Annotated in this window: 3 protein-coding genes; all 3 read left to right on the top strand. The window is 52.2% G+C overall.

What is annotated here, in order from left to right; translation table 11 throughout:
* Nucleotides 1-1,939: OmpA family protein (locus tag IQ235_RS12525; RefSeq protein WP_264321795.1), on the top strand; the 1,939-nt coding region annotated here is incomplete at its 5' end.
* Complete coding sequence (locus tag IQ235_RS12520; protein WP_264321794.1) at nt 1,923-2,450, top strand: Rab family GTPase; 528 nt, start codon at nt 1,923-1,925, stop codon at nt 2,448-2,450. The genes IQ235_RS12525 and IQ235_RS12520, both read left to right, overlap by 17 nt.
* A 119-nt stretch (nt 2,451-2,569) precedes the next feature.
* Nucleotides 2,570-8,077: PAS domain S-box protein (locus tag IQ235_RS12515; RefSeq protein ID WP_264321793.1), on the top strand; the 5,508-nt coding region annotated here is incomplete at its 3' end.

Genomic DNA, 8,077 nt, shown 5'->3' with positions numbered 1-8,077 from the left:
GCTACCCCCCGCCGAACCCTCGCCGCAATGGGAGCAGATGCAATTGAGGCTCTCCCAACTCGAAAGCCATATCGAGCGCCTCGAAAGCAAAATTTACGAACCCACCGACTTAGTCGATCCGCTGTTACCTCTAATTAACGAGCTACTGACGCAACAGGTGAAAGAAACCCAGGCGGGTATTTGCGAGATGTTGGTGCCCATCATCGATCGCGTCCTTCTTGAAAAAAGCAAACAAGACTTAGAATCCCTAAGCGAGGCCCTCGCCGATGTCATTCCCATGGCGATCTCGCAAGAGATTAAGAATTCCCCAGAGCAGGTTGCCAATGCCATCGCTCCAGAAGTGGCCTCGGCGATTAGAAAGCAAATTCATCTCGACCGCGATGCCATCAAAGATGCTTTGGGTTCGGAAATGGGACGAGCTATTAAAGCCCAAATCGAACTCGAACGGGATGCCATGGTCGATGCCCTCTATCCTGTGATCGGGGCAACCATTTCCAAATATATGGGGGAAGCGGTTCGAGAGATTAATGCCAAAGTCGAAAATGCCCTGAGCATTCAAGGGGTCGAACGCAAGATTCGCGCAAAAGTCCAGGGGGTTTCCGAAGCGGAACTGATTCTGCGAGAGTCGATGCCCTGTATTGTAGAAGCGATTTTTCTGATTCACAAAGCCTCGGGTTTAATTGTGGCGGAAGTGCAAAACGTATCCGGGGAAAAGCTCGAATCGGAAATGATTGCCGGAATGCTCACGGCCATTCGCAGCTTTGCCAACGATTGCGTGACTCGAGACGGCAATACGTCAGAACTCAACGAAATTGAATATAGTGGCTCGAAGATCGTCTTAGAAGTGGCTGGCTACTGTTATCTGGCCATATCGATTAAAGGAGAGCCTTCTAAATCGTTTATCGCTCAAATGCGGCAAACCCTCGGGACGATCGTCCGAAAATACGATCGACAACTCGAAGAATTTGAAGGCGATCCCGACTCGGTTCCCGAGCCAATTTACCAGCATCTGGAAATTTTGATGCATACTGCCGAGCGCGAGAACGAGCAAAAAGGTTCGCCGTCGCGACCGACTACGATTTTAGTCCTGGGCGCGCTGCTGTTGTTGGGAACCACAATTTTGGGCGGCTGGCGACTCTACGGACGCCATATCGAACGACGGGCACTTTCGGCTCTGTCTTCAACGCCAGAACTAGCCGTGTATCGACTTCACGCGCGGGTACGGGGCGGTCGAGTGCAACTGTCGGGAAAATTACCCGATGAGTTTTCGCGCGCTCTAGCGGAACGAGTGGCTGGGGAAGAATTGCCCCGGTGGGAGATTGACAATAGCATCCTCGCGGCGAACGTATTACCGAATCCAACAGTCGTCGAAGCAGAAGTTAGGCGCACGGTCGGATTCTTTAATGACATCGAAGGCGTTGATATTTGGGCAGATTATATAGACAATCAAGTTAGAGTGCGAGGAACCCTCGAGCGAATGACCCAAGCCGAGCAATTGACTCAAGCACTCGATCGTATCCCCGGAGTCGATTCCGTGGTGAGTACCTTTGAGTTGCAGGGCCAGTCCGAGATTTTGACGACCCGAATCTACTTCGACAAGGGTGCCGCCTATCCAACGGAGACCGAAGCCGCTAAAATCGTACCCATCGGACAAATGCTAGAGCAAAATGGGGGCCTTAAACTCAAAATTATCGGCCATAGCGATATCACGGGCGATCGAAATGCGAATCTATCTCTGGCCGAGCAACGAGCGATCGTCCTCAAGAATCGTTTGATCGATCTGGGGATAGAACCCGAACGCCTGATAACTGAAGCTTCGATTCAACCTCCTCCCGATGTCAGCGACCCGCAAGCGTTAGCTTTAAGTCGATGTGTCCGCTTTGAACCGATCCAAACCGCCGACGGGCAAACCCTAGGTAATAATGGCAACGATATCTAAAAAAATATGTATGGTCGGGGATTTTGGGGTAGGAAAAACTAGCCTGATCCGCCGTTACGTCGAACGCGAATTCAGCGATCGGTATCTTTCGACTGTGGGAGTCAAAATCTCTCGGAAAACCATCGAAACCATCAACGAAAATCGCCAAGACGCCGTTAAGCTGCAGTTGATTATCTGGGATTTAGAAGGTCACACGCGCTTTAAAGCCATTGCTCCGAGCTATTTGCAGGGTGCCGCGGGTGCGCTAGTGGTCGCCGATGTGACTCGTGTCGAAACCATCGAAAATTTGAAAGAAAGAATTGGCCTTTTTTCGTCAGTCAACCCAAAAAGTTCGATTGCCGTAGCTTTCAATAAAACCGATTTGGTTGTAGAATCGCAGCTCGAAAAAATACCGCAATATTTCGATGTTAGCCGTTTTCCAAATGTTATTTCAAGTTATTTCACATCCGCTAAAACGGGAAATAATGTTGATGAAATCTTTGAAAAACTCGCTCAAAAGTTAATCTCTTAAATTGTCATGAATTTATAAAATCTAAAAAATAGGCGATCGGGGATATTGCTTGAACTTCGCCACCCAAACTTGAGCATTTTCCATCCCTGGAGTTCTTTGTTTCAGCTCGGATTGCAGATATGAGTAATATCTTGAAGAAGTTTCTGGCTTCGTTTCAGTTAGAGTACCTCGTTTTAGATCGAGATCTCGAAATCGTAGAGATGTCTCTGAATGCGGGAAAATTTGCAGATGTCGATCGAGAAGTCCAGATCGGTCGAGATGTGCGCGCTGCTTTTCCAGAAATTGTCGGGATCGAGCCTCAGCTACAAGGGATTTTAGACGGTCGACGGCAGCGCTGGACGATCTCGGCGATCGATCGGCGCTCGAGTCCCGAACGTCCGTTTTATTTTGACTTGTACGTTCTGGGGGGATCGGATGAAACCCTTTGCGATCGGCTGTTTATGGTGTTTGAAGACTCCACGGAGCGCACTCTTGTCAAACAGCATTTGGTGCAAGAAGTTCACGAAACCAAACTCCTGCTGAATAATTTATCGCGAACTCGCAGCTACCTGCACCAAATTATTACCGAAATGGCAGACGTGCTGCTGATGATGACCCACACAGGCACCATCGTCACGGCTAATCAAACCGCTCAAGACTTGCTCGGCTACGACGAAGCCGAATTAATGGGACAGCCGATTTCGATGCTGAGTCCCGATGCTGACTTGTTGTTAAACTTACTCCTGCAACTGGGCAAGCAATCAAGGTCATTTCCTACCCCCGACGATCGAGAAATCCTCAAAGTCCAAGTGGAAATCGTCTGTCAGACTCAAACCGGCGAACCCGTCCCGATCGCTTTTTCCTGTTCGGCGATCTACTCCGATTTCGACGAAGATCCCACCTTTATCTGCGTCGGTCGAGATATTACCCAACGCCGAGAAAACGACGCGGCGATCGCCAAAATGAACGCCGCTTTAGCCCGAAAAGTCGGTCGGCAAAACGAGCAACTCAAAGAAACTATTTCCCAACTCGAACGAGAGATGGCCGAACGCCAGCGAGCCGAAGCCGCCCTACACAACATTGTTGCGGGCACTGCATCGGTGACGGGAAAAGAATTCTTTCGGGCTTTAGTGCGGCATCTGGCATTGGCCTTGGGGGTGCGCTACGCTTTTGTGACCGAAACCGATCGAGAGAACCTCGATCGCGTACAACTGCTGGCCGGGTGGACCGGCGATCGGTTTTTGGAAACCTCCCAATTGGAAATTGCCAACAAACCCTGCGAACAAGTGCGCTGCCAGGGCAAACCCTTGTGCTATCCCAAAGGCTTACAAGAGCACTTTCCCGACGCGCTCGACTTAGTGGAGATGGGAGCCGTCTCGTATTTTGGCATTCCCTTATTTGACACCCACCAACAACCCGTGGGCAATCTGTGCGTTCTCGACGATAAGCCCCTGTCCGACCCGCAACGGGTGCAATATATCATCAGCGTTTTTGCCGCCCGCGCCGCAGCCGAACTGCAACGCAAATGGGCAGAAGAAGCCCTCTACCAAGTCAACAACGACCTAGAAAACCGAGTTCGAGAACGCACCGCCGAGTTGACGCAAGCCAACAGCGCCCTAGATTCGGAAATTGCCGGACGCACCTGGGCAGAAGCGGCTTTGCGAGATAGCGAAGAACGCTGGCAACTGGCTCTGCGGGGAACCGGAGATGGGATTTGGGATTGGAACCCTAACTCCAACGAAATGTTTTTTTCCTCTCGATGGCAGGAAATGCTCGGTTACGAGAACGGGGAAGTCGGCGATCGGTTCGGGGCATGGCTCGAACGCGTTCATCCGGACGAACGAGAATGGGTAATGGCGACCCTAAGCGAGCATTTAGCCCGCCAGACTCCGTACTATACCGTCGAGCATCGGATGCGCTGCCGAGATGGCAGCTACAAATGGATACTCAATCGAGGTCAAGCTCTTTGGGATCAAGTCGGGACTCCCATGCGTATGGTCGGCTCGATTACCGATATTAGCGATCGCAAGCGATCGGAAGAAGCCCTGCGAGCGAGCGAAATCCGCCTGAGAAAGCAGCAACTGGCCATGCTGGAGATGGCCAGCAAGCCCCAGTTGTATTCTGGCGATTTAGAAGTAGCCCTGCGGGAAATCGTCCAAGTCGCCTCCCGAACTCTCAACGTGGAACGAACCAGCGTTTGGTTTTACAACGAAGACCGATCGAAGCTCCACTGTCGTCTGCTCTACGAAATTACCCCAGACTGCTATTCTCAGGGGGATGAAATGGAGAAAGCCAATAGCGCCAATTATTTCCGAGCCATCGAATCCCAAAGCGCAATTGCCGTCGATCGCGTCGGGAGCGATCCGCGAACCCAAGACTATTTCGAGCGCTATCTCGCTCCATTGGGGATTACCTCCACATTAGATGTCCCCATTCGCGTCGGCGGACAGACCATGGGGATTCTGTGCCACGAACATATCGGTCCAACTCGACCGTGGGCCGTTGAAGAACAAAACTTTGCCAACTATCTTGCCTACGTCATTTCCCTAGCCATCGAAGCCCGCGAGCGCGAGCGTGCCCAAGTGGCCCGCGCGGAAAGTCAAGAACGCCTCGATAGTATTCTCGCATCCCTCGACGATGTGGTTTGGTCTCGCTCGGTGACTGACGGCGCACTGCTCTATATCAGCTCGGCGGCTACCAAGCTCTACAATCGCAATACCGCTGAATTTCTGCGCGACCCGGATCTCTGGCGCCAAAGCATCCATCCCGACGATCGGCAACGCTACGATCTGGCTCATCTCGAAGCCCTAGACATGGGGAGCAATGCCGTCGAATTCCGGATTGTCAAAGCGTCTGGGGAAGTTCGATGGCTGCAAGAACGCGCTCGCTCGATCTCCAACCGCAGCGGACAACCCATTCGTCTCGACGGCATTGCCCGAGATATCACCGAACGCAAACAAGCCGAAGAAGCCCTCGCCAAACGAGAGCGCTATTTGGTGGCTCTGGTGGAGGTGCAGCGTCGCTTACTCGTGGGAGGCGATCGCATCTTCGAGCATTCGAGAACCATCGAACCTCTGGGACGGGCAAGCGATGCGAGCCGGGTTTACATTTGCGAACGCGAAGTCCACCGCAGACAAACCATCCGCCTCGCCCAATGGTGCGCTTTAGATCCCAACTGGGAATCCGAAGGAATGGGGGAAGAACGCTCTATTGCGACGGACTTGTGTTCCCGTTGGCTCGAGCTGCTGTCTCAGGGACAAGAGGTCGTGGGCGTTCCTCAAGATTTTCCCCCATCGGAGTGTCAGATGCTCGTGGAGCGAGGCTTGCATTCAATTCTGATTTTGCCGCTATTCGTCAACGATCGGTTTTTTGGCTCCATGGGCTTCGAGCATTATACCCATCCCAAAGAGTGGGACTCTTTGGAAATCGAGCTGTTGCGGGCGGCGGCTACAGCGATTTCCCTATTTTTAGAGCGTCAGCTTGCCGAGCAGGCATTACTGGCCGAACGCCAACAACTGCGGCAAATTATTACCAACGTTCCCGTCGCCATGGCCTTGCTCGATCGCCAGATGCGCTATCTCGCCCATAGCGATCGATGGCTCATCGATTACAATCTACAAGACGAGCAACTCATCGGGCGATCGCACTACGAGTTATTTCCCGATCTGCCAGAAACTTGGATCGAAGCCGACCGACGCGCCTTAGCCGGAGACGTGATCTCTAGTCCCGAGGAAAGCTGGAACCGAGCAGATGGCTCCACCCTCTACCTGCGACGGGCGATTCAACCCTGGTACGCATCGGAAGGAGAAATTGGCGGCATTGCTATCGTCACTCAAGTGATTAACGAACTCGTCGAAGCTCGCGAAGCCGCTATCGAAGCCTCTCGAATGAAATCTCAGTTCCTCGCGAATATGAGTCACGAAATCCGGACTCCCATGAACGGGGTAATCGGCATGACGGACTTATTATTAAAAACTCCCCTCAATCGAGAACAGCAGGACTTTGTCAAGACGTTGAGAACGAGCGGTCAGAACTTATTGTTACTCATCAACGACATCTTGGATTTCTCGAAGCTCGAAGCGGGTCAAATGCAGCTCGAGACCATTGATTTTGACTTGAATACTTGTCTCGAAGATGCGATCGATTTACTCGCCACCCAAGCTCAGAGTAAAGGATTAGAATTGTTTGCAGCTATCGATCGCCGCGTGCCTGCCGATCTGAGGGGAGATGCGGCCCGACTGCGGCAAATTTTACTCAATTTGATCGGGAACGCGATTAAATTTACCGTCAAAGGGGAAGTGCTCGTTGGTGTTTCTTGGGTGGAAGCCGAGTCTTCCGATGTAGGAGACCAGATGCAATTGCCCATCGTTCTCCGCTTCGAAGTCAAAGATACCGGAATCTGCATCGCACCCGAAAGTCAGAATAAACTATTCGATTCCTTTTCCCAAGTGGATGCGTCCACCACCCGCCAGTACGGAGGGACGGGGTTGGGACTGGCTATTAGCAAGCAACTCGTGGCTCTCATGGGCGGAAAAATCGGCGTTACCAGTTGTCTGGGACGGGGTTCGACCTTTTGGTTTACAGCCGGATTCGAGCCGGCACAGCGTCAAGTCTCCCCCAGAACCCTCGACTTTCCCGAGGTCTCGGGTCTGAGACTGTTGATCGTCGATGACAATCCCAACAGTTCCGAAGCGATCGGGGCTTATGCGGCGGCGTGGGGCATCCAGTGCGATCGGATTCGAGACGCCCAAAGTGCGGTCGCCGCTCTGCGAAAAGCCGTAAAAAACAGGCGCCCTTACCATTTAGTGACGATTGATTTACAAAACCCCAAGCTTCAAGGGGAAATGCTCGGTCAATTTATTAGCTTCGATCCAGAATTATCTCAGACGAAATGGATCGTACAAGCGTCGATCCGCCAGCACGAACAAGTAAAACGCTTGTTGGAGGAGGGCGCTTCAGGATACGTACTCAAACCGATGAAAGCCTCCCGGCTGTTGGAAACCATTGCCCGAATCGCTGGCGGCATGGCACCGGAAAACGCAAGCTTCGATGGCTCCTCCCTCAGTGGGGCAACAAGTGAAAACTCGACGCTCCTGATTCCCCCGGAACGACTGAAAGTGCTGAAAATCTTGGTCGTGGAAGATACGCCAATCAATCAAAAAGTGATAATCAATCAACTCAAACAGCTCGGCATCGGGCGAGTTGTCTGTGCCACTAACGGTCTAGAAGCCCTCGAGCGACTGTCGGCGGACGATTACGATGTGGTGTTGATGGATTGCCTGATGCCCGTTCTCGACGGCTACGAAACCACGAAAGCATTGAGGGAACGAGAGGGGGAGGAACGCCACACGACCATCGTTGCCATGACGGCAAATGCCCTCAAAGGCGATCGCCAGAAATGTTTAGATGCTGGGATGGATGACTACATCAGCAAACCTGTCGATTTGGGAAATCTAGCCTCTGTTTTGAGTCAATGGCTCTCAAAACCAACCACTTTAAGCGAAAATGTAGAAAGCCAGAAGCCCCAACGACCCCCTACAGTTCCCCAGACCCTCGATAACCCAACACCCTCCATCGATTCTTCCATGCAACCGCCTGTTGACTTAGACCGCCTCGCACAATTCACGCTGGGAGAGCCGGAGTTTCAA

Source organism: Zarconia navalis LEGE 11467 (genome assembly GCF_015207075.1).
Lineage (GTDB): Bacteria > Cyanobacteriota > Cyanobacteriia > Cyanobacteriales > Geitlerinemataceae > Zarconia > Zarconia navalis.
The sequence above is the reverse complement of the archived record's forward strand: the minus strand, read 5'-3'. Positions and strand labels throughout refer to the sequence as shown.